Consider the following 25938-nt stretch of genomic DNA (forward strand, 5'->3'; position numbering starts at 1 on the left):
CGCGATAATGGTTAGGCCAACATTTCCCTATGGGCTCAATTGGATCAAATCAGAAGATGGTCGATCGCCCTCTTTTCGATGGTTTCATTCATAAGACCAAAATCCCCAGCAACCTTCCTTTGTCCTTGTCGTAGTAAGATATGGCGATTAGAAGAATCCCAAAAAATTGCTTGACATCCACCAAAATTTTTAGTTAATTAATTTAAATAATTCATCCCAACGGACAAAAATGCGTATTGCTTCCATTGCTAAAAGCGATGGAAGCAGTTTTCACATCAATCAAAATGAAAAGTTGAACTCAGATGGATGTATTGATTATTGGTGGAACGAGATTTCTCGGTTTGCATTTGACCGCCGCGTTGCTTGGCGGCAATCAAAAAGTGACATTGTTCAACCGAGGCACCCGGCGCAATCAGTTTCCCCATTATGAGGACGTGGAATGGCTGATCGGCGACCGGCACGATGAAGAGCGGTTTCGATCTCTATTCAAAAACCGTCAATTCGATGTGGTGATCGACACGTGTGCCTATTTTCCTGAAGATGTTGAATTGGTGGTGGATGTGTTTCGCGATAAAATCGGAAAATATATCTTCACTAGCAGCATGGCGGTGGCTCACACCAAAGAATATGATGAAAGGTTGATGTTGCCAATCCCCAATCGTCGCTTATTCGACACCATCGCGAACAATAGCTATGCCTATAATAAGTCGCTGATCGAGGAATATTTGGTCGATCAATTTGATAAAACCGGATTCCCTTTTGTCAGCATACGGCCCACTGAAATCAATGGACCAGGGGAAATCCGCGAGTGGTATTACATCGATCGAATTAAAAGCGGTCGACAGAAAATCTTGATCCCCGGTTCCGGAGAGAATTTATTCCAACCCGTTTACATCGATGATCTGATTCAAGCATTTCTGCTCGCCATCGTGAAAGAAAACGCCACAGGAGAATGTTACAACGTGGCGGGAGATGAGATCATCAGCCTCAATGATTTTATCAAATTGGTGGCAGAGATCCTTGGTGAAAGGGTCAAAATCATCAATATTCCCTACAACGTTTTTCGACAATTAGTCCCGACCAAGTATTTTTTCCCTTTTTGCAATAAGCATTCTTTTGTTGTCGATTTATCCAAAACCAAAACGGAATTGGGCTATCAACCAGAAATCAGTATTCGGGATGGTCTTCGCAAAAGTTACGAGAACTGGCCAGAGAGTTATAATAAAAAAGTCACTCCATTCAATCCTTCGGGAGAGTTCGAGTTTATCAGCTACGATCTGGAGGACGCTTTGATTTCTGCGTGGGAGAAAGAAATGCCCGCCATGTATGAGAGAGTTCACACGGAACTATTGAAGCGTGGTATGTTGATTTAAATATGAGAAAAAGAGCCATGAAATCGAAACTATACTATATCACTCTATTGGGTATTCTCGGGTGGGCAATGACCACTGGAGAAACCTGTTTCGCCGCAAAATTTCAAACCATTGATAAACACTACCCAATTGATCCTCAGAAAACGTTGATCGTATCAGTAGCCGTAGACGCTGGTCAAGTTAAGATTTCAGCCAATGAAAAGCTGGGAGAGATTCATGTCTGGATTGAATATGATGATCGCTACGATCAGATCGAGATCAATCATAATAAGGGGATTAATGAGTTCTTCATTGCAATTGACCGGGAGGATTGGCTGAAATCCATTGAAGATGACCGAGCGCCCAAATTATCGATGGCGCTGCCGACGGACGTGGTAATAATGCTCGACAGCAAGATTATGGCCGGAGAGGTCAAATTTGAATTAGGGGATCTGAGGCTGAAGGATTTCAGATTGAAAAATTCTGCTGGCGAGGTTAAGGTCGATTTTGCGACTCCAAATCAGATTGAAATGGAGCTGCTTGAAATTGATGTGAAAATAGGAGAAACCAGGTTGCGTCGATTGGGGAATGCCCGATTTCATCAAGCGCGGATCAATGGGGGGATCGGCGAATTAAATATCGATTTTTCAGGGCAGGGTTGCACCAGTGCCCGAGCGGACATCGATTTAGATATTGGAGCGACTACGATCTATCTTCCACGCGAGTTAGGCGTTCGTTTCGATAGCGCGACTTTTGGGTTTCTCACCCAAAAACAAATCGATTTTGATTTCGAGAAGAAAGGGCGTTTTTATTATAGCCCAGGATATGGGTCTAGCGCTCAAAGGCTCGACTGCTCGATCTCTGCTGGCATTGGTGAACTGCGGGTCGTTTATCGTTAAGCTGCATTTATGAGAGTCAAGCTGAGCTCAGGCATTCTGACTGTTAATCTTGCCGCTTCGAAGCCATAACAAAGCGCAAGGCTCTTGTTGGTGAAAATTGGTCTGGTTAGTTTCTATTGCAAAAATGGTAATCAAAAGAAACGATGTCATTTCTGCGAATGCTGGAATCTATTTGTTGACTAATGCCTATGTCAACCAAAAAATGAGATGCCTCCATGAGCAGGTATGAGGATTTATCTTGATTTGATAACTTTGCAATAAGAACCAGTTATTCGAACAATTGTCTATTGGAGGACGTCATGCGGTTTAGCTCCATAGTCTGGATCTTATTTATTTCAATCGGAACCATTATATTCCCCATGATGTCGCTGGCTGGCTACTGGCAGCAGGATGTCCATTATCAGATTTCAGTTGCGTTGAATTCTGAGGATCACACAGCAACAGGACATGCAAAGATCAAATATAAAAACAATTCCCCTGACACGCTCCATTTTGTCTGGTTTCATCTTTACCCCAATGCCTATAAAGATAATCGAAGCGTCTATGCTCGCGAATCCATCCAGGCTGGCATTTCTCGATTTGCATTAGCACCGGAACAGGAGCGCGGCTATATCAGAATCGATACGATCCGCATTGGGAATCAATCTCTGAAGTGGGAATATAAACCGCTTGATGAAACAGAGATGAAAGTGAATTTGCCCGCCCCGCTGAAACCAGGGGAGTCGATCCAATTTGACATAACATTCTTTATCAAGATCCCCCATATCTTCTCACGATTCGGCCATATTAAACAGCATTATGAATTCGTCCAATGGTATCCAAAAATCGTCGTTTATGATAAGTATGGCTGGCATCCAGATGGGTATCATCTTATTGGGGAGTTCTATGGAGAGTTCGGCACCTTTGATGTGACGATCACGGTGCCTTCGAATATGACGGTCGCTACGACCGGGAAGCTGGTGAGCCCAGCGAATGAGATTGCCCGGTTGGATTCGCTGGCCCAGATCGGAGAGCGTTTGGATAGCCTCAGGGCTCAGAATCATCGAAAAGCTATCAAAAAGATTTTAAAACCCATTGCACAAACTAAAGTGGCGACCAATCAGAAAACGCTCCGATTTCATGCTGAAAAAGTCCACGACTTCGCTTGGGTGGCAGATCAGCGCTTTATTTTGAAACGTGGCGGATATAAGAATGTGATGATTAATGTTTTTGTGCTCCCGGACCATGAACATCAGGGCAAGGCTGCTGTCGGCTACGTCTATGATACCTTAGAGCATTACGGCCGACATTATGGGGAATACCCTTACGACCAGGTCTCGGTGGTAGATGGAGATGTTTCTGCTGGCGCTGGGATGGAATATCCCAATTTAACGATCATTAATTTCGGCTCGCCCAATTGGGTTCGCTTGCTTGAGATGGTCATCATGCACGAAGTCGGCCATAATTGGTTCTATGGCGTGTTAGGCAATAATGAAATGGCTGAGGCCTGGCTGGATGAAGGCATGAATTCTTTTGCGGAAAACCGATACCTCGAGGAAAAATATGGTCGCGAGGGCAATATGACCAACTGGCCGTCCTACCTGAGCTTTATGCCTCAATTGAGCGACCGGTATGTCCAGACATTGTTGTACTATCTGTTCGCAGCCAATTCCAGCGAGCAACCGATCCTTACGCCAGCATACCAATTCAAAGAGAGCTACAATCTGGTGTATGTGAAATCTGCATGGATGATGGATATGCTCAGAGAATTGATCGGTTATGACAAATTTGATGAGTTGATGCAGACCTATTTTGAGCAATTTCAATTCAAACATCCTACCACCGAGGATTTCGTTCAATTAGCCGAGCAAATTAGCGGACGAAAATTAGATTGGTTTTTCCAGAGCTGGCTAAAGAGCACGGATCAATGCGATCTGGCCATCAAAAAAATTCAGAAACGATCCTCTGACAATGGCGTCAAGCAACTTTCGGTTTCCGTTGAGCAAAAAGGAGAAATCCCCATGCCAGCGACCTTGATGATAATGCAGCCGAACGGATCTAAAATTTATCAGCGCTGGCAAGGTACTGGCCGAGATACGACCTTTCTCATTCCTGTTTCGGAGTGGCCAAAAAAGGTATGGATCGACCCAGAGGATCATGTGCTCGAAGTGGACAATTGGAACAATTGTAAGCCGCCTCAGATCTCCTGGCAGCCGATCCTCTCTTTCCCATCTTTTCATGAATATCAAATTTTTTATGGACCGACGATCTGGTATGAAGACGACGTGGATGGCATCAGACCAGGCATCTTTTTAAGCGGAGGGCAGTTTCGCGACTTCAGCGGCTTTCGCGGAAGGTGGCAGTGGCATTTTAATCTCGATTACGGACTGAGGAGCGAAAAGCTCAGCTATTCCCTGGGTTTTAAGCACCCAATTCCCTGGCTCGGAAAATTCACCCGTTTCGAGATAAACGGCTCTGATTTTGAAGGCCAAAAATACGTCTCGATGGGGCTGAATTGGCGCTGGAGCCAATATGTGACTCGTCGGCCAGAATTACGATTCGGGATCGATTATTTCTATCAAGATGTCTACAATCTCGATTATGTCAATGCACAGGATTGGACAGAGGGAGTTACATCGGGGGCAACGGGCAATTTATCGTTTTCGACGGGTCATTATCGATTCCCATTCCAAATGAACCTTGGTGCCATCCTCACGAGCACAGCGCTCCGCAGTGACGCCGCGTTCACCAGAGTCTCGCTCGAATGGAATCAAAACTTCAAATGGACGCGGTGGCTTTTCACACGACTTCGCTTGTTCGGTGGGCATATTCAAGGTGATCCTGGCCAGCATCATCGGTTCTTCCTCTCTGGCGGGCTGGTGCCCCAAGGTCCATTTGCGTTTGCGGTCGATCGCCGGGGACGATATAGCCCGCAGAATTATTATTTCATCGAGGGCGATGGCGCAATGCTCGGCTATTATCGCCAGCACCTAACCGGCAAGGTGATTGGAACTGCCAACTTCCATATCAAGCTCCCCTATCTTCCAGTTTCTTTGATTTATGATGTGGGAAACGTTTGGGAGGGCCGCAATGAGATCTCTTTTTCATCACTGAAACAGGATGTCTGCTTGCAACTGTCCCTAGGAATCCTGAAGTTTTATATTCCGTTTTGGGTCAGCCACCCGCTTCCAAATGAGAAGAAATTTCAGTATCGATGGCTTTTTGGTTTGCAGACATCAGGATTCGGACTTCGTTTATAATCAATAGGGCGCTCCAGACACCCAAATTTGATTTCAAGCAGCTCCTCGAAATGGGCGCCTTGGCTAAAAAACCAACGCTTCTGCCTTTCGAGCCCAGCATTGTCTTATGAGCTCATAAATGTGGAAAAAAATCTTGATAAAATAGAGGAGACTCTCAAATGCGAGAACAGACAACAGATTTGACCATGCAACAAAACCAGACATCCCAGTTTCAGCCCGGTGAAATCAACATGAGCAAGTGGATCTCCAACGGCTGGGATTTAATCATGAAAGATTTCGGCAATTTTCTGCTGCTCAGTTTTGTTTACGTGGCGCTTTTAACCATCGCATTTTCGACGTGGATTATTGGGCTAATTGTGGCTGGTCCGTTGACGGCTGGTTTTTTTTATATTATCTTCAGTCGGATCCGTGGCCGCAATTTCTATCTCGGCGATATCATCAAAGGCTTCGAGGTGTGGGTCCCAGCGGCATTAGCGGATATATTGATCTCCATCTTCGTGGGATTAGGGTTCATATTTTTGATCATCCCTGGCATCATTATTTCCGCGCTTTATCTCTTCGCCATCCCTCTCATTATCGAAAAGCGAATGGATTTCTGGCAGGCGATGGAGACCAGCCGAAAGCTGGTATCGCGCAACCTGCTTGAATTTTCGATTTTCATGTTGCTTCTTTATGTCATCTTATTCATCGGCGTTCTGATATTAGGTGTTGGATTTTTGGTCGCGTTGCCAGTGACTTTCGCAGCCATCGCTTATGCTTATGCGGATCTGATTGGGTTAGAGAACGAAGAGCAAGCCAGCCGTTGATCGCAAATGCACAGTTTTCCCGCTTCAGCAAAATAACGATAAGGCTCTATGGCATTAAAAAGATAACTCGAGTTTCGCTGGCACAAAACTTGTCAGGAATAAATTGAGGCAATCGCCATGGACTGACACCGAATTTTGCCACCAATTGGATAGTCCCATCGCATTATAAAAAATAAGATTCAATTTTGGGCCATTCGAAAACCAAAGTACGCAATTTATCTTCTTTCGGTGCCAAAACTCTTGATTGGCGTTTTGAATTTTTAATGGACTTCGAACAGACAATTTTGTTTGCTCGGTTTGAATACAATACAATTTGATTAGATTTCAGTGAATAGTTCTGTAAGGGAGAATGAAAATTAATCATCATGGATGTTGTCTGTAAAAACCATCCGGATCGAGCCGCCAAACGACGGTGCTATTTCTGTAAGCAACCGATCTGCGCTGAATGTCAAATCCAAAAGTCCAACCATATTTTTTGTAGCCAAAGTTGCTATCGCTCGTATCTCATTGGTCAGCTCAGTTCTAATCGGCCAGATTTAATGTTTCTTGAAAAGATCTGGCCAATAGTTCTGCTGATGAGAAATTGGATCGCTCGGATGCCAGGAAAATTGGCTTACTTCGGACTCGTCAATATTGTGCTGCTTCTGAGCCTTATCCTCTCGATAATCAGCATAAAGCAAGTCCATCGATTGGATCGAAAACTCGGCCAATTTAATATTGCGGCTGGTAATATGACATCGAATCATCGCGATACAGAAGCGATCGCCGATGAGATCGACCGATTGAAAATCGTTGCGCCACCTTCAAATGCGATGATCGTGCGCAATCGTTTCGATATCGAAGGCCAGGCTGACGATAACCATGTGGTCACATTATCATTAAATGGAAAATTGATCCAAACCACGTTGGTAGAACAGGGTCGGTTTGTTTTTCGCGGTATCGAAGCGCGACCTGGCGATAACCATTTTGTAGTGCGCTCGATCAGCGAAGACGGGACCTCCAAATTAATCGAAGAAATCAGTTTTCACTATGGTTCACCACTTCCGAGCCTATTGGCGCGGGATTTTCCTCGGGGTAGTTTCAATGAAAAAAAGATCGCATTGACTTTTGATGGCGATTATTTGGATAATATCTCAGGTGAAATTCTCGATATTTTGAAGCAGGAGCAGATTAGATGCACCATGTTTTTAACAGGACGCTACATTCGGCGTTATAGCGAAACTGTGAAGCGAATGGTGGCAGAGCAGCATGAAATTGGTAACCATACCTGGACACACCCGCATTTGACCAGTTACGAACAGAATCAACTTCATCAAACTCTGCCAGGGATCACTGCTGAGCTCGTACAACAGGAGCTGCTCAAGACCGCTGAGTTGTTTCGACAAATTACCGGCATCCCGATGGCCCCCTATTGGCGTGCCCCATACGGGGAGCATAATTCCGAGATCCGAACTTGGGCTGCTGCGGTCGGCTTTCGACACATTGGCTGGACCATCGGTCGCAGTTGGGAGGACGGGATGGATACATTGGATTGGGTGGCGGATCGGAATGCTTCGAACTACCATAGCGCTGAAGAGATCGCGGAAAAGATCATTACTTTTGCTAAGAACAACAACAACGGTGCCAATGGCGCAATCATCCTCATGCATCTCGGAACCCAGCGAAAGGGGGATTACCCCCACTTAAAGCTCCCCGAGATTATTCACCAATTGCGCGACCTGGGCTATCGATTTGTCACCATCTCAGAGCTTCTTGAATAGCTGGCACAATGAACAGCAGTGATTGTTGAGCCATCCAGCTTGTCTGCCTCTCCGAACGAACTGAGAGTTTTCCCAGCGAATCAATTCAGTTGAGCGGGGAATTTTATTTGTGCTTTAGAGACGAATGGTGGGCATAAAGCTGGCCGCATGCAGCGCCGATATCCACCCCCTTGCTCCGGCGCACGGAAACCACGACATTCATTTTCAGGAACGGCTGAATAAAGCGCTCGATCGTTTCCTCACCGGGAGAATGGAATTGACCATCGGTGGGATTATATGGTATGATGTTGATTTTGCATCGCAATTTCCCCAACAATTTGGCCAATGCTTGAGCGTGCTTCGGCTGGTCATTTTGCCCTGCCAATAGGATGTATTCAAAAGTAATTCGATAGCGCGACTTTGCAGCGTAGTATTTGGCAGCACTAATTAATTCGGCGAGCGGATATTTTTTGTTGATCGGCATGAGCTGACTGCGCAATGCATCATCCGCCGCGTTCAACGAGATTGCCAATTTAAATCGCTGCCCTTCGTCAGCAAACCTTCTGATTGCTGGCACAATTCCCGCCGTAGAAATCGTGATCTTTCGTTTGCCGATGGCAATCCCTTTATCATGAGAGATGATCTCGCATGCTCGAATCACTTCATCATAATTGAGAAAAGGCTCTCCCATTCCCATGATCACCACATTCGTGGCCGTCTGCTGGGTGATCCGATGAATGGCCAGCAATTGGTCGACGATTTCCCCAGCGGTCAGGTTCCGTTTCAACCCCATTCGCCCGGTGGCGCAAAATCGACAGGCGAGGCCGCATCCCACCTGAGAAGAAAGGCAAATCGTACGACGCTTCCCTTCAACCATCCATACGCTTTCAATATGCAAACCGTCTTTCAATCGAAACAAAAATTTTGTGGTCTGACCGTCCACAGAACTGATCCGATCTGCAATTGAAACGTGCCCGATTTCGACAAGCGCAGCCAATTGTTCACGCAGCGGCTTGGCGAAATTGGTCATCTCATCGAAACTGTCAATTCCCTTTTGGTAGACCCAATTGAACAATTGCTGTCCGCGATAACTCGGCTGACCGATGGAGAGCATCAACTGCTCCATATCCTCAAGGGTCAACCCGACAATATTGATCTTATCCATGCGCTGTGAATGCTAAAATTGGATTGCTTTAAAATTGACCAATTTGTGAAAATATCGCTGTCACGCCTGCGGAGGCATGCGTCTCTTCAATTCTGATCAACAACACGTTAAGCGATACCCTCGCTACCAGAGATGACATCCATAAAGTCATCATATCTTTCTGACTCTTAAATTTACAAAAACGAAAGTAGCCTTTCAAGAGAATTCATTCCTGAGAAGAAAATTTTTTATCAAAGGCTTCATGAAACAATCGCATCGATTTGTCATATAAGCATTAGCTTCATTTCAGAGAATTGATCCAATTGAACATTCACATTTCGCTTGGGATGATTGAATATGTTCACCTAAAAATTATTTGGATCAAACGACTCATACTTGAGCTGTCACTCGGCAATTGATGGTAAGCAAAAATATTTATGGCAAAATTTCGCAAATTCCAATGGCTCACTTATCCATCGAACACCTGCTCATCATCAATTGCCAATTGAGATGAGCGCAGCTTGGATGACTGGAATGCTCAGCAATGAGGCAAATTATCGGTGGCGGTTTTTATGCGAGATCATGCGTACTAACTAAATTAGAAGAATTGGAAGCGCTGGGATTGGAGGTTACATGATTGATCAAAACGAAAAGAAAAGTGATCTTGAAATCGTTCAGGAACTGAAACAAGCGCACGATAGGATCGCGGCGGAGATCGGCAAAGTCATCATCGGTCAGCAGAGTATTATCGATCAGCTTTTGATCGGACTTTTATCGCGAGGGCATTGCCTACTGATCGGCGTTCCTGGCTTGGCCAAAACGTTGTTGATTAGTACACTGGCTCGGGTGCTCAATCTGAAATTTAGTCGCATCCAATTCACGCCAGACTTAATGCCATCGGACATCACTGGAACCGAATTGATCGAAGACGACCTGACCACTGGCCGTAAAGCGTTCAAATTTGTCCGAGGTCCAGTGTTCGCCAATATTGTTTTAGCTGATGAAATCAATCGTACGCCACCGAAAACCCAGGCCGCGCTACTGCAGGCCATGCAAGAACATGAGGTCTCAGCGGCTGGGGAAACTTATAAGCTGGACGAGCCATTTTTCGTGCTGGCGACCCAAAATCCAATTGAACAAGAAGGCACTTATCCCCTGCCTGAAGCCCAGCTCGATCGCTTCATGTTCAACTTGTGGGTCGATTATCCCTCGCCTGATGAAGAGGCCGAGATTGTCAAATCGACCACCAGCGCTTATCAGCCAGAACTGAGGGTCATATTAGATCGCGAAGAGATTCTGAAGCTGCAGGATTTGGTTCGGCGCGTACCAGTTTCAGATCATGTGGTGAACTACGCAGTGAAGCTGGTGAGCTATACACGACCGAACAATAATGGCGCTCCGCGTTATATTAAAGATTGGATCAGTTGGGGCGCAGGGCCTCGCGCGTCGCAATACCTTATCCTTGGAGCAAAAACCCGCTCCATTCTCGATGGCAGGCCGACACCAGATATTGCTGACGTTCGTGCCATGGCCAAACCGGTCTTACGCCATCGCCTAGTCACAAATTTCAATGCTGAAGCCGACAATGTCAGCACCGTCGAAATCATTGAGAAACTATTAGAGGATGTAACCGTCTAATGCCCATCGTCTCTCAAATTAAAAACGATTATAGAAAATATCTCGATCCCGAAGTGGTGGCGCGCATCAAAAATATGCAGCTGCGTGCCCGATTGGTAGTGGAGGGTTTTATTACCGGTTTGCATCGGAGTCCCTATCATGGCTTCAGCGTCGAATTCTCCGAATATCGTCAGTATATGCCAGGAGATGAAATTCGCCATATCGATTGGAAGGTCTATGGCAAAACCAATCGATTTTACATCAAGCAGTTTGAGGAGGAGACTAACCTCAAATGCTACCTGCTTCTCGACACATCTGGGTCTATGGGATATTCCTCCCAACAAATTTCCAAGCTCGATTACGCTGCCTCTTTAGCCGCGGCCCTGGCCTATCTGATGATCGAGCAGCGCGATGCGGTCGGCCTAATAAAGTTCGATCAGAAGATTTCCAAATACCTCCCGCCGCGATCGATCAAAAGTTACCTGCTCCAAATTCTAAAGGAACTGGCCAACATTCGTTGCAGCGAAACGACCGACGTAGCCAGCACCTTTCACGAAATGGCTGAACGGATCCATCGCCGCGGTTTGATTATTGTCTTGTCCGATCTTTATGACGAGCCAGAGTCGGTGATTTCCGGCCTCAAACATTTTCGGCACAAGAAGCATGAAGTCATCGTGTTCCACATTCTGGATCCGATGGAAATTAATTTCAATTTTAATCGCACCAGCCGCTTCAAAGATATGGAGTCGGGCGAAGAAATTGATACCCAGCCATGGCATATTCGGCCGGATTATCAGAAAAAAGTGAAACAGTTCATCGAAAACTACAAACGACAATGCCGGTTATCTCAAATTGATTACGTCCCATTAATCACATCTCAGCCATTTGACTTGGCATTAATGGAGTATCTCATCAAACGAAAGCGGATCGGTGGTTAGATCTTTTTTGCCCCGATCGTGACGTGAACAGATAATTTATGAAAATCTTCGTCATCTGGATTATTATCATCGGCGTGATCGTCGCTATTTATCTACGGCGACTTTATCGACGCTCAGCGCGCGGATTTCGCTTTCAAGTGAAACTGACGCTGGTCTTCTTCCTGTTGGTGCTTGTTCCAGCCATTCCCCTCACTTTTTTCATTAGCGATTTTTTGACCCGAGGAGTTCAACTGTTTCCGCTCCCAGGTACAGAGCATTCGCTGGCACAAGCATTGGACATCATCAAATATCAGCTTGAACAACGAGGCAAATCCTTTCTCATCGCTCATTCTGATGACAGCTTTATAACTGAGAATTTGCTCGAGAAATATGGGATGCTTTATTACGCCCAGGTTCAATGGATTGGGCACCCCCCCCAGCTCTTCAATCTGGTCGGGCCAGCCATTCATCATTATCAGCAGAGCCCTCTCAATCAGAAAAGCGAACAAATCTTCTCAATAGCGAGCGGCGAAATCAGCAGCAACCTCTATTTTTCGTCAAACCAAACGATATGCGAAGTCTATCAATTGGCCGATTCAGGAATGATTCGCGTGATTGCGTTTCCGGTGGACTCGATGGTGGTGGCGGCCAAAGAAAATATCACAGAATCGCTGCGGTTACACGATTCGTTGTCATTATTTAAGGAGACGCTCGTTGAAGGACAAATCATCTGGGGATTGGCGACGATATACATCATGATTTTGACGTTATTAGCCGTGTTCACGGCGAAACGGCTGTCTCAGGGAATTAGCCAGCCGATCCGCGCCTTGGTAGATGGGATGCAGCGTATTGCGGCTGGAGATCTCACGCATCAGGTCCACGCTCGTGCGAACGATGAAATCAAGTTCTTGATCGACGCCTTTAATCAGATGACGGTTGATTTAAAGAACAGTCAAACGAAATTAGTAGAGGCCGAACGGCTGGCTGCCTGGCAAGGGATTGCCCGACGCGTATCCCATGAAATCAAAAATATGCTGACACCGATTCAATTATCGTTGCGCCGACTTGCGGGACCGATCGATAGCGAAGCCCCATCGCCAAAAGATCGGGCTCTGGCAACGATCGATGAGGAACTCGCTTCCTTACATCGTTTGGCTGAAGCTTTTAGCGAATTCGCTCAGATGCCTCCAGCTCACCCCCAACTCGATGACATCAACGACATCATCGGTAATTTGGTCAAATTAATTGAAGGAGAACCAAATGGGATGCGGATCAAGCTATCGCTCGATGAAACTTGTCCGAAAATTCTTTTAGATCGCCAGCAAATTCGCCGCGCGCTCCACAATTTGATCAAGAACAGTATCGAAGCCAGCAAGGTCGGCAGTGAGATCATCATCGAAACCCATCACATCGCTGCTGGTGGCTATAGCGTTAAAATCGTAATCAAAGACCATGGAACGGGAATCCCACCCGAGATGCAAAACCGCATCTTTGAACCCTATTTCACCACTAAGCCGCGCGGCATGGGCTTAGGACTGTCGATTGTCAAGAGAATTATCGAAGACCATCATGGTCATATTGAAATCACCAGCATCCAAGGCCAAGGAACCGAGGTATCCGTTTATTTGCCTTAGTGGTCGATTTTCGATCGTTTTTCATTGAAAAAAATCCAATGATAGGCTTGGGTTCTATGTGTCCGCATTTTATTTTCTGGCCCCTCCAAAGTATTGAACCTGATCTAAAAAGCCCCGACTGCAAACCCGATTATTGAATGTCATGAAATAGATCAAATCTAAATCAGGCACTTCCGTTCCCGTCCAGTTTCCAAACTCCTTTTCCAAACGCTGATTCACGAAAATGTTATAGTTCTTTTTATAACAATCAAATGCCAAACGGATGTGATACCAGGTATTGTTTTTTATTTCGCAAATCGGCTGCCAATTATAATTTGCATCATAATACTGAAGCAGACCATTCCGAATCGACAATTGTGGACCCAATCGCTCATTTCGTGCTTGCTGGGAATACATTCTCAGACCTATTACATCATGCTCCGAGCTAATCATCCAACAAAATTCCAAAATTCCAACTGCTCGAGCGGGTAATCGGCTGGCAAGAAAACAGCTACCTAACTCTGTTGTGTCGATGAAACAGACGCTCTTGCCGCCTGAATTATAAGCAACCGAATCACTAATAAACAGCAACGCCCCAGATTTATTGATCGTCCATTTTTGAAGATCTGGATTCCCTCCAGCAGGATAGTTGTCAAAATTATCACCAAAAAGCTGCGTCGCCGATTCAGTCGTAAAATTCCATGTTGGGCCGTTGGCAATGGCGCCATAATGATCCTTTGCAATGATTTTCCAATAATATTTTGTGCTGAACTCCAAACCGCCCAATAAAAAAGAAGTATCTGGATAATTTGTAATTAATACCTGATTGGCCTCTTGCGATTTTCCCAGATAGATATCGTAACTCACTATACTGAAGCTATCTGGGTCTCCACCACGCCACCTCAAGAAACAGCCATCGAGAGCAACTCCAGTAGCTCCATTCCCTGGCTGCGGTTGGCTCGGTACACTGGGAGAATGGTTATTGTTAAACCTGGTTCGAAAATTCCAGATTTCACTGCGACTGCTATCTCCCTTTTGATTGCGTGCGACGATATACCAGTAGTATTGTGTGTTGTAGGCTAAAGATTGATATTGAAAGCTAGTATCAATCAATCCCGAAGCGATCAATTCCATTTTTGTCGTTGACACTCCCAAATAAACACTATAATGTAATTGATCCCTATTCATTAAATCGGCGTTGCTCCAGAGAAATGTCAAATTGATGGGAACATCGCTTGAATTATTTGTTGGATAAACAGGTTTCGGAACTCCGAGACTTCCATCATCCGGTTGATTTGGGACGTAGTTTTGGCAGTGCACGGCTACTAACATCAAAAGGAATATGGATAATACCGAATGAGCTCTCATTTGGGCACCTCGCTGCTATTCTCAGATCAACTTTTTCATGCTTCCAAATCATCCGAGGCAATTTCAGATCACTATGGACATCGCTTTTCAACCTCGAACGAAGTTTCCGCTCCCATTAGCTTGCAAATTCAATGCCCTTTATCCAAGCCTCATTTATTCAAATTATTTGTGATTTGCAGGTCTAAAATGTTAATAGCTCAAACCAAGGTTTAACATATCAGCGAAATCTTCCAACGCTTAAATTTAGAGGTAAATGATGATGATCAAAAAGAGGGGATAATTTTTTAAAATTTGGAAATTACTCAGGCAAGAAGATTAGAGAGAAAGAAAAATAAGATATATTAATCAAGCTAATAAATTGGGTCTCGCCCTTCGAATAGTTTCCACCTACCAGCTTATCAATGATTAGCGAAAGAGCGCTTTAATGCTGCCCCAAGTATATCGAGCACCTGAGATGGAGGGAGTTACCGCCACGATTTGTGAATAAACCGACTCTGAGTTGTCTTCATTAATAATGGTCAACCGGTAATAAAAAGTTCGATCCATTTCCGATTTAAATACAGTTTTATCCTCGTAGCTATAATCCTTTCGCGCTGTTGAGGTTCCGGCGCCCTTAACGAAAGCGATCTTTTTAAAGTCAGTCCTATTGAGGCTCCGATCAATCTGAAAGCCTTTACAATTGGTTTCGTTTAAGGTTGACCAATATAAAGTAACTTTTCCATGACCAGGCTCGCCGCGGAAATCGACGATCACTGCTGCAGCATAAAGCATAAGCCAACCGAAAACCGAGATGGCCGCTGAAAATGCAATAGATATGAATTTCGTTTTCATCTTTCCCCATTTTTATTTCATTCAAGGCATCTGCAAATTTTAATATAACCATTTATTTGAAAAAGTCAAGAAGATTTTTTTAAATTTTAAAATCATATTGACAAAAAAAGTAAAAATGAGTATATTCAGCCACCAAAGAATGTCAATCTGAGGGGGTAGATGGCCAAAACAATGAGAAATACTGCGCTTCGATCTGAACATTCCCTCGACCAGTATCTGCAAGAAATCAGTGAAGTCCCATTGCTTACCCATGAAGAGGAAATTGAGCTCGCCAGGCGTATCAAGCAAGGGGATGAGGCCTCATTGGAGAAACTGACCAAGGCCAACCTGCGCTTTGTGGTCAGTGTAGCCAAGCAGTACCAAAACCAGGGCCTTTCGCTGGGAGACCTGATCAACGAGGGAAACCTCGGACTCATCAAGGCCGCCAATCGCTTCGACGAAACGCGAGGATTCAAATTTATCTCTTATGCCGTCTGGTGGATCCGGCAATCGATTTTGCAGGCTTTGGCAGAACAATCGCGAATTGTGCGTCTTCCGCTGAACCGAGTGGGAACCATGAATAAAATCGGCAAAGCGTTCGGCGCTTTAGAGCAAGAATTTGAACGAGAGCCATCCCCAGAAGAAATCGCCGAGGTGTTGGATCTCAGTGATTTTGAAGTTTCAGAGACCATCCAAAAATCTAGTAAGCATCTTTCGCTGGACGCCCCGTTCAGCGAAGAGGAAGAGAATAGCTTGCTCGATATCTTGGAAAATCAAGATCAGCCTGCTCCAGACAACACACTCATGAAAGAATCGCTTAAAATAGAGCTCGAACGAGCCCTCTCAACCCTGAACCCCAGAGAGGCAGAAGTGGTTCGACTCTATTTTGGATTGGGGCTTGAAACACCATTAACCTTGGAAGAAATCGGAGAAAAATTTCAACTGACACGAGAAAGAGTACGCCAAATTAAAGAAAAGGCATTGCGCCGATTGCGTCATGTCTCACGAAGCAAGCCCTTGCGAGGTTTTCTTGGCTAAGGATCTTCTCTTTTTTAATCGATCACTTCGCTCTTTTTCAGCTTTAATCTAACCACTGGACTATTCAGTTTCTTTCTTGAGAGTCCACTGCTCATTTTGCCGAACATTACTCAGGACTCGCGATGATCTAATGTCCCTTGCAAAACAATCCGATATTCTCCAGTTGTCCGATTGAAACCTGCTACTATTGCACGATACTTTCCAGAGCTATCTAAAATCGATTTCAATTGTCGTTTTAATGACGAATGCGAGAGCTTCGCATTTTTGATGACTTCCAAATCGCGAACATCAACCTTCATTATGAATTCACCTCATGAGATTATTTCACAGAAACGATCTTAGTGAAAATTGCGTTTTCAAAAGCATCTTATTTTTTGAAATTAATCTTTAATGACGAAAGGATATTATGGATATTAAAGCATCCGCACTCAGTTTTGACAACAGGTTCTCTGATCTTTCAATTTCCCGTAAAGTGTGATTTGATAATGTCCAGTAACGAGATCCAGATTGATCTCATCGATTGTGCATTTTTCAGTGGTTCGCAAAATATTTTTGATCTTTTGTTTAAGTATGATCGAGGAAGGGGGTAAATATTCGATCCATTCAAAATCCTGGGTATTAAATTTGTTCATAGGAAATCTTAGACTCCTTTCGCTGGTCAATTTTAAATCACTAATTGATTTTATCTTGATTTTTGCAATAATTATGCCATTGAATTACCATTTTGCAACTGATAAGAAAACCCTAAATAGCAAAAATTGAAGTATTCATTGCTTAGGCAAAATTATCCCATAACGCATATTTTTTGCTTGACATTTAGCGGAATATTTGATAACTTAATCTGAAAAAAATTTATGGAGGAAACGGACAATGAAAATTATCAAAATATTCACCAGTTCATTAATGGTCGCGCTATTCATCTGGGGATCGGCACCAGTGTTCAGCCAACCCATGTCGGTCACGACACTCAAAGCAGGATTTTTTAATCCAAAAGCGAGCAAAGCAGGCTTTATTTTCGGAGGAAGCTATACCTGGGCCGTGGACCAGTCCGTAGATGTTGGCATTGCGGTGGATTATTTCAGAAAAAATCATTCAGAAGATTCCACTATCGTCCAAGGGGATGAAACGCTACGAATCAAATATGTTGATTTAACAACGAATATCCTTCCAATATACGGAATCATCAATATTAAATTCCCAGCTGGCATTGGCATGGATTATTTCATCAGTGGCGGAGTGGGCTACGAAATGTTATTTCGCAAAGAACAGACCTATGGTCCTAACAGTAGCAAAAATTCTCGGTATTACAGCGGTTTTAAGTGGCTGATATCCGCAGGACTCATGTATCGAATCGGTTATCGCTCCTCATTTATTGCTGAAGCATTCTATGATGGGACGATTGTAAGCCGTGAAAAGAAAGACGAACCCACAGGTCTGGCTAGATATGAGGTCGATCTCTCTGGATTTGGAATCCGCGCTGGAATTCGGATGGGATTTCAATAAAATTTCTTGCGAGGCTTGTGTTGAGGTAGCGGTTAATTAACATCCTATCTGCATACCTTTCCATTTAGCGACTTAACTCTTTGTGACATTAAGTGATCTGCAAGCGAAACGATGAATTATTATCAACAAGGACAAATCTCATTCAGGCCAGGCGGAGTTTATTTTACCCCAGCGGTCCGGATCTTGATGATTTCGAATACAGTTATTTTTTTGATTCAAAGCATAGTGGGAAGATGGATCATCGACTGGTTTGGATTGCATCCCTCCGAGGTGTTTGCCCAGTTGCATTTATGGCAATTTGTAACTTACTTATTTCTTCACGGCGATTTTATTCATCTTCTGCTCAATATGTTTATTCTTTGGATGATTGGGGGCGAAGTGGAGCGAAGATGGGGCCTAAAAGAATTTTTCAAGTACTATTTTATTTGTGGTGTTGGAGCTGGCTTTTTTCACCTGATATTTAATTATAATTCGTCTGTTCCAGTTGTCGGTGCTTCGGGTGCCATCTACGGTATTTTGGTGGCCTTCGCGATGATTTATCCCGATCGCATGATGATCCTCTTCCCTTTTCCTGTTCCGCTTAAAGCAAAATACTTAGCGATGATTTTCGTTTTGATAGAAATCACCTTTGGCCTACTTGGACAAAGCGGGGTCGCCCATTTTGCACACCTTGGTGGGATGCTCGTGGGCTTCTTATATCTGAAATTCGGTTGGAAAATTGCTCTATCCTGGGCTGATTATATTCAAAAGAGACGACTAAATCAAGAACTGCGCCATAGAATGCAAAAGCAGCAGAAGATCTTGAAACTTAGAGCTGAAGTCGATTCGATTCTTGATAAAATTAACGAAGTCGGATATGATAACTTAACTGAGAAAGAGAAGAAACTTTTAAAAGAAGCCAGCATTTCTCTTGCTCATGAAACCGATAATTTTGAGTTTTGATGAGTAGACCAATGCTTGATCATCTTTTCCTCAAAATGCTCTTGTTCATTACTCTCTTATTGTTCTTTATTACCGTTGTCTTTGGACAGACATTTGTGGCGCAACTTACAACTGACCCCTATGCTCCCAATAAAATCAAAACGTTTACCAACAACAATCTGCAATATTTATCAGCCAATGACTTGGCACGGCTTCTCAATGCACAAAGCCATTTTGATGTTCAAAGTGGCAAATTCATTGTTCAGATTCAAAATCGCGTTCTAAAACTATGTGCCTTTAGTCCCTTTGTTCAATTGGACCAGAAAATCTATCAACTACCAGCCGAAATCGAATTGATCGACCAGAATTTTTATGCGCCACTCCCCTATTTCATCGAACTTTTTGATCAATTATTTCCTAATCGAATCCGCTATAATCAACTAAACAGCGAACTTGAGATCAACCCTTTTAATGCCATAAATATCACCCAAATAACCATCGAAGAGAAAGCGAACGGAACATTAGTGTCCATTATGACCACGAGGCGCTTTTCGGAATCGGAGCTCAGCTTGAGAAGCGGACCGAATTTCATATATTTGGATATTTATGGAGGGAGAGTTGATTCTCTGGCGCTTTACGGAAAGTACAAAACTGGGTTGATCGCCGAGATCATCCCCAGCCAGGTGACGAATGAGTTAGCTCAAATCGGTTTTCGGCTGCGCCAAGACATTATCGAAAAAAGCCTATTGTTACAAAATCCGAATCAAATTCTAATATCGCTAAAGACAAAGGTAGAACTGCCAAAAAATTCCAACAAAAATATTGATGTAGAAAAACGCAAATGGCTAATCGATCGAATTGTTATCGATCCAGGTCACGGCGGCAGAGACCCAGGCGCTATAGGCAAATTGGGGACAAAGGAAAAAGACGTGGTTCTGGGGATCGCCCATCATCTCAAGGAGCTGCTAGAGGAGAATCTCGGAGTTGAAGTATTAATGACCCGCGAGGATGATCGTTTTGTTCCGTTAAATCAGCGCACGGAATTTGCGAATCGTCATCAAGCAAAATTATTCATTAGTATCCACGCCAATTCGAATCGGAATCGAAGGATCAATGGGGTAAGCACGTATTTCTTAGGACCTGAAAACACCGAAGAAGCAAGAGAAGTTGCAAGTCTTGAAAATTCCGTCATTAGTTTAGAGACCGAAAGCAAATATGCCGACCTATCCCAGGAAAAATACATTTTATCAGCAATCGCTCAAAATGTATATAATATAGAAAGTCAGGATTTGGCCGCTATTGTTCAACGCGAAATTTCCCGGGAATGCAATCTTCAAGACCTTGGAGTAAAGCAGGCAGGATTTTATGTATTATGGGGAGCTTCGATGCCAAATATCCTGATTGAAACCGCTTTTATTTCAAATCCGGATGAAGAAAAACTGCTTCGAAGCAAATCCTTTCAAAAAAAGCAAGCACTTGCTATCTATCGTAGCATTAAGCAATTCAAGGAACGATATGAATCGCAGATATAAAAAAGCCCCCAGTTTTCACCAGGGGCTTCGGAGGGAGGAAAAAATGAGATGTTACAGAAATCTATAGCCTGTTCCGTGAATTGTCTCGATATACTGTGAGGGGTATTTGTACTCGCCCAATTTCTCTCTGAGTCGCTTAATATGAACATCAACCGTACGGTTGGTGACGTATACTTTGCGGCCCCATACTTTCTCTAAAATTTCCTTCCGTGAGAATACATTTTCACGCCGCGAAGCCAGAAGATAAAGGAGCTTAAACTGAATATATGTTAAATCGATAGGCTTCCCAGACTTTTTCACTTTATGCTCATCCAGGTCGATTTCAATATCTTTCACTTTAATTTTCTTGCTTTCGCTTCGTTCCACACGCTCGATAATCGCTTTCATCCGAGCCACAGTAGATTTGGAGCTAAAAGGCTTTATAATGTAATCATCTGCTCCGACTTGATATGCACGGACCACCTGATTTTCATCATTGTTGCTGGAAATAATAATGAGGGCCGTTTTTCTCGTATCGAAATCGTCTTTTAGATTTTTATAAATTTCCCAGACTTCATCACCGAAACTATCTTGATCAACCAGCAGAGCTTTCGGTTTTTCGGATAACACTAATTCCTGAACTTTCCCCAGATCGCTTGTTCGAATTGTAACGAAGCCCTCTTCCTCGATGCTCTTGGTTATGGAATCGGGGTTGCCGTTCCTTGCGTCTAAAATCAATACTTTTCCCTTATCCATTTAATTTTCCTCTTTTAACTTATGGTTCAATTTGACGAAGCGTGAGTTTAGTGAATTATCTCCTCAGATGTAAATAGCCACCTCGCATCGAGATATGATGCAGTGCTTGACTCCAAAACCCTTCACCCCAACCATCAACATCCTGGATTAGAGCTGTGAAACCCGATCTCAATGCGAGGTGGAAGCTTTGAATAAAATAATCAATCGATAGAACAAACATCATTTATTAAACTACGCTATTTATTTTTGCAAAGATTATGCCATATGTATTATCGAATTGGCACCAATGTTAGCCCTTAAATAATTTTTGGGAAGTATATAGTTAACTCTCTATATTTTATACAATTTTTGCTTGTTTTATTAACCCCAAAATAATCTGAATCACTGCTACGTCATGCCAAATACTGGCTGATTTCAAACAACAGAAAAGATATTGATGAACGGAAATCAGTCAATAAAATTAAACAAGAATGATAACTATTCGATTACCTTCCAGCAATAGGCATTTCGCAATTTTTATAACCGATAGCAAACGCTTCGGCTCAATATCATTCTTAAATAAAGCATTGTATTTTAATTTAGCAAATATGAAATTTAATATAACTCCTTGAAATTGTATCAAAATTATGCGCTGTTCTGGACTGAAACAATAAAATTCGGCCTTGAATATTTTATTCTTAACATTCATTGCAATTCGTAAAAGTGAGCTAAACTTACTCAACTAATCGGTTCCGATTCAATCTGCTAAGACGTAAAGGGCAGGAATTTAAGACATGAATTCTGATCTAATGCGCTGACTCAACCAATGGGTGTTTTACTTATGCAGTAATAAGATAGGATTTATCACGAAACGTTAACATGATGCGTATCACAAAAATCAAAGCTTAGAAGAATTTTTATTTTAAGGTGTTCAACAGCTCATTTCCCTTTCAAAATGATCCGCATCGTCGTTCCTTCTCCGATCTTAGTATCTTTGATTAAAAGTTTGCCACCATGATACTCAACGATTATTCGCCTGGCCAAATTTAGGCCAAGTCCCCAACCACGTTTTTTGGTGCTAAAACCGGGTCTAAAAACTAACCGACGATTCTTGGGACTGATCCCTTTTCCATTATCGCTGATATCGATGAAAATATCATCTCCCCTTTCTGTTAACCTACCGATCGAAATTTTAATCATTCCGGTCTCCTTTTCAATTGCGTCAAGTGAGTTCTTCAACAAATTTTCGATCACCCATTCGAACAAATCGCGATTAACTCGAACTGGAGGCACAGATTCATATTGTTCAATGATATTGATCTTTTTTCCCATGTGAGGCAAGCGACGCTGAAAATATTGAATCGTGTCTTTGATAATCGGAATAATGTCCTGTCGTTTCAAGTCCGCTTGAGAGCCGATCTGTGAAAATCGATTAGCCACCTTATTAAGGCGATTAACATCATTTTCCATGTCCAAGAGCACTTGATGAAATTTTTTCGGAGATTGAGTACTTTTCATCAGCTCCAGCCAGCCCATCAGCGAGGAGAGAGGTGTCCCAAGCTGATGAGCTGTCTCTTTGGCCATTCCAACCCAAATGGATTGTTCTTCGTTGCTTTTTATGCTGCGAAAACCTAAAAATGCAACCAATAAAAATAACCCGAAAACACCTATCTCGATATATGGTAACCAAATCAACCGGGTGATCAAATTTGAATCACCGTAATAGAGAAATTGTTTGAGCAAAATTTGGCCAGTTTGCTCATCACGATAAATGATCGGCACTGGCTCAAGCTCCTTTTCCAAATTGGCCACCATTTTCCTCACTTTAGCGATAGCCTCTGGGGATTTGTCATTCGGCTCAACTGAAATATTTTCCCAATAGAGCGGATTTTTATTTTCGTCTGTATTGATGATCGGAAAGTTGGTTTTTTGAATAATGTTCTCAAATAAAAAATTGATATTGGTTGAATCATTTTCAGCCGCAGCGCGAGAATGGATTTGAGCATAAAATTCTAAAATGGTGCGCGATTGTTCTCTTAAACTGTGAACGATCGTTTGAGAATAATAGAGTAACACTAAAATTAAAATAATGGCCAGCGTAAATAAAATCATATTGAACTTATCTGAAAAACGATAGAACAGCTTTTTCATTTTGACCACCTCGAATTCGGAATTGAAATTGTTATCTGAAAAACGATAAAGCTCTATTTCCTTACGCCATGCCGAATTGAATAGACCAATAGTGCGATCAAAACCATTAGAGTAATAATACTGACCATTAAGCCGATTTTGAAAGAGGCAGGTCGAAATACAAACTCAATATTATGATCCCCTGGTTGGAGAAAAATCGATCTTAATATATAATTCGTCTTGTAGATTTTAGTTTCCTCGCCATCGACGTAGGCCTTCCAGCCCGCTGGATAGTATACTTCTGAGAGAACCAAAAGGGCTGGGGACTTCACTGAAGCCTTCATTTTAATGTCATGAATATCATAATGGGTGATTTGAACTTCATTCTCAGGATTTGGGGAAATTTCAAACTCGGCTTTTTCTTCAAGAATTGCGGTTCGAGCTGGATCGAACCGTCCCGATGCCATATATCCAAAAATCTCATTTTTATCTTTTAAGGTGACGATATCGCCCACAAAAAATGCCCGGGGCAAGGCACTTTTATTCTCGTAGACCAAAGCGTTTGCCTGCTCAACAAGTTGATATGATTCGTTAGAGATTGGGAACATTGTGATCAGATATTTCACATTTAGCATCCTTAAGAACGCTTGATGCCGATGAAAAAGATCCCAAGGGATTTCCTCTTCAGACCGCTGCTGAATAACACTTTGGCCTTTTTCATTAATCCTTTGTTGATAAAAATTGAAAAAGAACGAAGCAGGAAATGGCACCCTTTGCCATTGCATTTGTTCCAGCGCTTCTTGATAGATTTTTAGCTTGGCCGCATGATAACCGAGAATGTTTTGAATTTTAAAATACATGTACCAATTATCGGGCTTCTCGCCGCGCTGTCCGATATTAACTGGTAAAATCCGAAACGGCTTGGGCTGATTTTCAAGAAAACGTACCACATCATCCTTTTGAAAATAGTCCTGCTCTTCCACCTCTGGCTGCGGCTTGATGATTTTGAAATCCACCAGCCACAAATCAACGATAAGCAGGAAGATGATGCCGATGGCCATCAACCCTGTGTTTAATTTTTTATTCAAATAATACAAAACCAGAAAACCGCTAGCGCCCAGGATGATCAGCATGATCACCGAATCCCGCAAGGTCATTTGATAGGCAAACTGCTGCGCTGAAGCATTGCCGACTTTGCCTGAGCCTGCAATCCAGTTCAGAATCGTGCCTTTGCCCAAAATTACGAACAGCATGATCAAAATCGCCACGCCGCCGAATACATAAAAATAGCGCTGGATGGCCTGGGTCTTTCTGGCTAATAATTTCGGATCGGTCGAGTCCTTTAATTGAATTAGAAAATGAAGACCGAATCCAGCCATGATGACCACAGCGATATCCAGAATGATGTGGATCATGCTGGGAACCCGAAATTTATTGAAGTAGGGCAGAAATTTGAACATGGGACCGTAGAGGATCGGGAGATGGCTGCCAAACGAGACGATGAGAGCGAACAGTGCCACGATGGCGAAGAAGATCACGTAGCGGTCCCGACGAATCACCAACGCCAATCCCGCCAGGAACAGTACCACGATGCCCATATACAGCGGGTAATCGGTGAACGGCATTTTGCCCCAATAGGTCTCGCCACCGAAGCCGAAAAACGACGGAACGATGAAGGTGATCATCTCAGCAGGAGAGAATGACCAATTCGATGCATATTTGTAGTCCAGCCCCTCGGTGATGCCGCCGCCACGGATAGAGTAGTGGGAATATTCGTAGACCGAAAGATAGAGCACGGACGACAGCATCAATCCCGCCAGGACGGCTGCCGCCAACAGCGCCCCCGATTTCAAAATCGGCAGCGGCTTTCTATTTTCTTTATATTCCAGGATGGCCTGAAAAATAAAATAGATGCCGATCATCAAATAGGTGTAGTAACAAACCTGAATGTGGGCCCGCAGCAGTTGGAAGCCAATGACCAGCGCTGTGATCGCAAAATAAAACAGATTTTTCTTTTCGAGTAGTTGCTTCACCGACCAGAAGATGAGGGGGATCAGGACCACGGAATAGAATTTGGTGTTATGGCCGAAGGCGGTGAAGGCGATGAACTGCGGCAGGAAAGTGACCGCAATGGCCGAAAACAGACAGGCGTAGCGATTGAGGTTCAGCGACTTCAAAAGAAAATAGGTCAGAAATCCCAATAAAACATAATTCAGAATGATTACCATGAACGGCGTCAGTGGGATGATCTGGCTGATGCCCAGGAGGATATAATTGACGATGGTATCGACGATGTTAATCAGCGGCGCTGTGAGGCTGCCCAACGATGGCATGCCCGAAAAGATGTACGGATTCCAGAGGGGATAGATGCCTCGATTCAATGCATCATTGATAAATGGTTTAAAACTTCGGGAATTAAGGGCGTCGGGCGCTAACAGGGTTTTCCCCTCAAATACGACCTGGTAATAGAAAATGAGCAATAGGATGAACAAAATGATTGCCGTGGCCCAATTGGGATGGCGGGTGAAGAAGCTCTCCTTCGGTTGTTTGGGAGCGGTTTTGACAGCAGCAAATTTTTTGGATTTCTTCTTGGCCA

Annotated in this window: 20 protein-coding genes; 12 read left to right on the plus strand and 8 right to left on the minus strand. The window is 43.5% G+C overall.

The genetic code is table 11. The features are described from left to right. The first annotated feature begins 302 nt into the window (after window positions 1–302). The 5 genes from ONB37_16785 to ONB37_16805 all read left to right on the plus strand — a co-directional run bounded on the left by ONB37_16785 (window position 303) and on the right by ONB37_16805 (window position 8056). Window positions 303–1373: an NAD-dependent epimerase/dehydratase family protein gene (locus ONB37_16785; GenBank protein MDZ7401814.1), complete on the plus strand. Its 1071-nt coding sequence runs from the start codon at window positions 303–305 to the stop codon at window positions 1371–1373. A 17-nt stretch (window positions 1374–1390) separates the two neighbouring features. Then, the gene (locus tag ONB37_16790) at window positions 1391–2251 is read left to right on the plus strand and encodes a cell wall-active antibiotics response protein (GenBank protein MDZ7401815.1); all 861 of its coding nucleotides are present in this window, start codon (window positions 1391–1393) and stop codon (window positions 2249–2251) included. A gap of 299 nt (window positions 2252–2550) precedes the next feature. Beyond that, window positions 2551–5490, plus strand: a complete 2940-nt coding sequence (locus ONB37_16795) for a M1 family metallopeptidase (protein MDZ7401816.1) — start codon at window positions 2551–2553, stop codon at window positions 5488–5490. 158 nt (window positions 5491–5648) lie between these two features. Beyond that, complete coding sequence (locus ONB37_16800; protein MDZ7401817.1) at window positions 5649–6296, plus strand: hypothetical protein; 648 nt, start codon at window positions 5649–5651, stop codon at window positions 6294–6296. A gap of 596 nt (window positions 6297–6892) precedes the next feature. Continuing rightward, window positions 6893–8056: a polysaccharide deacetylase family protein gene (locus tag ONB37_16805; GenBank protein ID MDZ7401818.1), complete on the plus strand. Its 1164-nt coding sequence runs from the start codon at window positions 6893–6895 to the stop codon at window positions 8054–8056. Between the two features lie 103 nt (window positions 8057–8159). Here the strand turns inward: ONB37_16805 and rlmN are convergent, their stop codons facing one another. Then, a complete protein-coding gene (gene rlmN, locus ONB37_16810; GenBank protein ID MDZ7401819.1) occupies window positions 8160–9200 on the minus strand; it encodes a 23S rRNA (adenine(2503)-C(2))-methyltransferase RlmN in 1041 nt (346 codons plus the stop codon). A 612-nt stretch (window positions 9201–9812) separates the two neighbouring features. Between rlmN and ONB37_16815 the strand changes: the two genes are divergently transcribed. Genes ONB37_16815 through ONB37_16825 form a run of 3 tightly spaced genes read left to right on the plus strand, consistent with a single transcriptional unit; the run spans window position 9813 to window position 13347 of the window. After that, window positions 9813–10817, plus strand: a complete 1005-nt coding sequence (locus tag ONB37_16815; protein ID MDZ7401820.1) for a MoxR family ATPase — start codon at window positions 9813–9815, stop codon at window positions 10815–10817. After that, a complete protein-coding gene (locus ONB37_16820) occupies window positions 10817–11734 on the plus strand; it encodes a DUF58 domain-containing protein (GenBank protein MDZ7401821.1) in 918 nt (305 codons plus the stop codon). Before ONB37_16815 ends, ONB37_16820 begins: the two co-directional genes overlap by 1 nt. Window positions 11735–11772: 38 nt before the next feature. Beyond that, on the plus strand, window positions 11773–13347 hold the full coding sequence (locus ONB37_16825; protein MDZ7401822.1) for an ATP-binding protein: 1575 nt from the start codon (window positions 11773–11775) through the stop codon (window positions 13345–13347). 69 nt (window positions 13348–13416) lie between these two features. On the opposite strand, the gene ONB37_16830 is transcribed toward ONB37_16825, so the two are convergent. Continuing rightward, a complete protein-coding gene (locus ONB37_16830) occupies window positions 13417–14694 on the minus strand; it encodes a fibronectin type III domain-containing protein (protein ID MDZ7401823.1) in 1278 nt (425 codons plus the stop codon). Window positions 14695–15099: 405 nt separating this feature from the next. Then, window positions 15100–15525 carry a hypothetical protein gene (locus tag ONB37_16835; GenBank protein MDZ7401824.1) on the minus strand — a complete coding sequence of 142 codons (426 nt, stop codon included), beginning with the start codon at window positions 15523–15525 and terminating at the stop codon, window positions 15100–15102. Window positions 15526–15684: 159 nt separating this feature from the next. On the opposite strand from ONB37_16835, the gene ONB37_16840 reads away from it, so the two are divergent. Next, window positions 15685–16542, plus strand: a complete 858-nt coding sequence (locus ONB37_16840) for a sigma-70 family RNA polymerase sigma factor (GenBank protein MDZ7401825.1) — start codon at window positions 15685–15687, stop codon at window positions 16540–16542. A 110-nt stretch (window positions 16543–16652) separates the two neighbouring features. Here ONB37_16840 and ONB37_16845 read toward each other — a convergent pair whose 3' ends face one another. Both ONB37_16845 and ONB37_16850 read right to left on the minus strand, forming a co-directional pair. Further along, a complete protein-coding gene (locus tag ONB37_16845; GenBank protein ID MDZ7401826.1) occupies window positions 16653–16841 on the minus strand; it encodes a hypothetical protein in 189 nt (62 codons plus the stop codon). A gap of 129 nt (window positions 16842–16970) precedes the next feature. Then, a complete protein-coding gene (locus ONB37_16850; GenBank protein MDZ7401827.1) occupies window positions 16971–17174 on the minus strand; it encodes a hypothetical protein in 204 nt (67 codons plus the stop codon). Between the two features lie 238 nt (window positions 17175–17412). On the opposite strand from ONB37_16850, the gene ONB37_16855 reads away from it, so the two are divergent. The 3 genes from ONB37_16855 (at window position 17413) to ONB37_16865 (ending at window position 20498) form a co-directional block, all read left to right on the plus strand. Next, entirely contained in the window at window positions 17413–18045 is a 633-nt protein-coding gene (locus tag ONB37_16855; GenBank protein ID MDZ7401828.1) for a hypothetical protein, read from the plus strand. Between the two features lie 111 nt (window positions 18046–18156). Then, window positions 18157–18987: a rhomboid family intramembrane serine protease gene (locus ONB37_16860; protein MDZ7401829.1), complete on the plus strand. Its 831-nt coding sequence runs from the start codon at window positions 18157–18159 to the stop codon at window positions 18985–18987. Between the two features lie 11 nt (window positions 18988–18998). After that, on the plus strand, window positions 18999–20498 hold the full coding sequence (locus ONB37_16865) for an N-acetylmuramoyl-L-alanine amidase (GenBank protein ID MDZ7401830.1): 1500 nt from the start codon (window positions 18999–19001) through the stop codon (window positions 20496–20498). Window positions 20499–20549: 51 nt separating this feature from the next. On the opposite strand, the gene ONB37_16870 is transcribed toward ONB37_16865, so the two are convergent. The 3 genes from ONB37_16870 to ONB37_16880 all read right to left on the minus strand — a co-directional run. Further along, entirely contained in the window at window positions 20550–21233 is a 684-nt protein-coding gene (locus ONB37_16870) for a response regulator transcription factor (protein MDZ7401831.1), read from the minus strand. Between the two features lie 918 nt (window positions 21234–22151). Continuing rightward, window positions 22152–23363, minus strand: a complete 1212-nt coding sequence (locus tag ONB37_16875) for a HAMP domain-containing histidine kinase (GenBank protein ID MDZ7401832.1) — start codon at window positions 23361–23363, stop codon at window positions 22152–22154. Window positions 23364–23416: 53 nt separating this feature from the next. Next, window positions 23417–25938 (minus strand): YfhO family protein (locus tag ONB37_16880; GenBank protein ID MDZ7401833.1); only part of this gene is annotated, 2522 nt, incomplete at its 5' end.

The sequence above is a fragment of the candidate division KSB1 bacterium genome, assembly GCA_034506395.1.
Classification (GTDB): Bacteria; Zhuqueibacterota; Zhuqueibacteria; order Thermofontimicrobiales; family Thermofontimicrobiaceae; genus Thermofontimicrobium.

Bases quoted from the DNA above. Each gene is read 5' to 3' on its own strand.
- ONB37_16785 (MDZ7401814.1), top strand. From the start codon at position 303: ATGGATGTATTGATTATTGGTGGAACGAGATTTCTCGGTTTGCATTTG.
- ONB37_16790 (MDZ7401815.1), top strand. From the start codon at position 1,391: ATGAAATCGAAACTATACTATATCACTCTATTGGGTATTCTCGGGTGG.
- ONB37_16795 (MDZ7401816.1), top strand. From the start codon at position 2,551: ATGCGGTTTAGCTCCATAGTCTGGATCTTATTTATTTCAATCGGAACC.
- ONB37_16800 (MDZ7401817.1), top strand. From the start codon at position 5,649: ATGCGAGAACAGACAACAGATTTGACCATGCAACAAAACCAGACATCC.
- ONB37_16805 (MDZ7401818.1), top strand. From the start codon at position 6,893: ATGCCAGGAAAATTGGCTTACTTCGGACTCGTCAATATTGTGCTGCTT.
- rlmN (MDZ7401819.1), bottom strand. From the start codon at position 9,200: ATGGATAAGATCAATATTGTCGGGTTGACCCTTGAGGATATGGAGCAG.
- ONB37_16815 (MDZ7401820.1), top strand. From the start codon at position 9,813: ATGATTGATCAAAACGAAAAGAAAAGTGATCTTGAAATCGTTCAGGAA.
- ONB37_16820 (MDZ7401821.1), top strand. From the start codon at position 10,817: ATGCCCATCGTCTCTCAAATTAAAAACGATTATAGAAAATATCTCGAT.
- ONB37_16825 (MDZ7401822.1), top strand. From the start codon at position 11,773: ATGAAAATCTTCGTCATCTGGATTATTATCATCGGCGTGATCGTCGCT.
- ONB37_16830 (MDZ7401823.1), bottom strand. From the start codon at position 14,694: ATGAGAGCTCATTCGGTATTATCCATATTCCTTTTGATGTTAGTAGCC.
- ONB37_16835 (MDZ7401824.1), bottom strand. From the start codon at position 15,525: ATGAAAACGAAATTCATATCTATTGCATTTTCAGCGGCCATCTCGGTT.
- ONB37_16840 (MDZ7401825.1), top strand. From the start codon at position 15,685: ATGGCCAAAACAATGAGAAATACTGCGCTTCGATCTGAACATTCCCTC.
- ONB37_16845 (MDZ7401826.1), bottom strand. From the start codon at position 16,841: ATGAAGGTTGATGTTCGCGATTTGGAAGTCATCAAAAATGCGAAGCTC.
- ONB37_16850 (MDZ7401827.1), bottom strand. From the start codon at position 17,174: ATGAACAAATTTAATACCCAGGATTTTGAATGGATCGAATATTTACCC.
- ONB37_16855 (MDZ7401828.1), top strand. From the start codon at position 17,413: ATGAAAATTATCAAAATATTCACCAGTTCATTAATGGTCGCGCTATTC.
- ONB37_16860 (MDZ7401829.1), top strand. From the start codon at position 18,157: ATGAATTATTATCAACAAGGACAAATCTCATTCAGGCCAGGCGGAGTT.
- ONB37_16865 (MDZ7401830.1), top strand. From the start codon at position 18,999: ATGCTTGATCATCTTTTCCTCAAAATGCTCTTGTTCATTACTCTCTTA.
- ONB37_16870 (MDZ7401831.1), bottom strand. From the start codon at position 21,233: ATGGATAAGGGAAAAGTATTGATTTTAGACGCAAGGAACGGCAACCCC.
- ONB37_16875 (MDZ7401832.1), bottom strand. From the start codon at position 23,363: ATGAAAAAGCTGTTCTATCGTTTTTCAGATAAGTTCAATATGATTTTA.